A 1,296-nucleotide genomic window follows, 5' to 3' on the forward strand; every position below is an offset into this window, starting at 1 on the left:
GCCGTCCGGTGTGGGCCGGGCCACCGTGCTGTGGTCAAGGGGGCCAGGGCCCGAAGACCGGGCCCTGTGACGGCCCCTCACCCGGCCGGCGTCGGGTTCGGCAGGCCCGCCGAGATGAGTCCGGCACTCCGCCATGGCCGCAGCCCAAGCGTTGCCCAGGCCTTCACCAGGCTGCTCGGTCAAGGACCTCCATGGGCTTCACAGCACCGCACGCCGTGGGCCGCCCTGCTCTTTGAGACAGGCCGGATGCGGGAACGCACCGGGGCCGCCCTCGGCGAGAGATGGTTGCCGACCGTGCGTATCGAGTTCTTCGACCTCCGTGATACCGCGGGCAGAAGACCCTTGTCCGTGCACGTAACGCAGCAGATGAAGCCGGCGGTGCCCCTGCTCGGCGCCGTGATCCTCGCTCATTGGCGCGTTGATGGATCGGTGGTCTCTACCAGCTGGGGATCGGCGTTGGCGGTGTCGGCGAGTGTGGCCAGGTTGGTGCCGGTGAACGCGTCCGGCACGTCGGTCTAGCGCTGGGCGATGTCCGTCATGTCGGCCAGGACTGCCTCGGGAATGGCTGCGGCTGATGGGATGGCACATCTGTCAGGTGGTCAAAAACTTCTTTATTGCCTCCCCGCAAGGGCGCGGGGGCTTGCCGGTTGAGGTGCCGTCGAATGAGGACGGCGATACCTCTCCGCCCAGCACCAGCCACAGCGGCAGCGACTACCTCCCCAGATGTGTGTCATGCTCGCGCCGGACAGGCGCGTAGGCCCCGAACCGGTGGTGGGCGCCATCGGTATCAAGGGGCCTGGTGGACTTTCAGGTCGGCCAAGACGCGGTTGAGCAACGGCCTCGGCCTGCCGGGGCCGGCAGGGACCGGGTCGCTGATGCAGCCGGCGGACGATATCCCGTCCCGGTCCCCCCGGCCAACTCGTCATCATCGAACGGCTATGTCAGCCGGTGATCTCGTCCGGGCGGGGGGCACCTGCCGCCACGTACACCTCGTACAGCAAGTCCTTCAGCTCCCGCAGCGCGCGGGACCAGCCCACCCTTGCTCCAGCACCGCGGTCGCTTCGCCGCTCACCCGGCCGCTCCTGTATCGCCACTCATCGCCCCACCTTCCTGCAGCCTTCAATAGGGCACGAACAGCGGTAACTCCCAAATGAGTTGACGGCTTGTCGCAACCAGGGACTGTTTGAAATCTTGGTCAAGATCAACACCGTTGCGTTTACCGGCGGCGACGGGATGCAAGTCCGTGGTCCATGATCTGGATCTGGACTTCGAGGGTGTAGGTCTGTGCCTGCTGGG

Annotated in this window: 1 protein-coding gene; it reads right to left on the reverse strand. The window is 66.7% G+C overall.

Annotated elements, in window-relative coordinates:
* Positions 1-198: 198 nt before the first annotated feature.
* Entirely contained in the window at positions 199-411 is a 213-nt protein-coding gene (locus ACFY4A_RS42660; RefSeq protein WP_390834686.1) for a hypothetical protein, read from the reverse strand.
* Positions 412-1,296 lie beyond the last annotated feature (885 nt).

This window comes from Streptomyces sp. NPDC001292 (assembly GCF_042896465.1).
Lineage (GTDB): Bacteria > Actinomycetota > Actinomycetes > Streptomycetales > Streptomycetaceae > Streptomyces.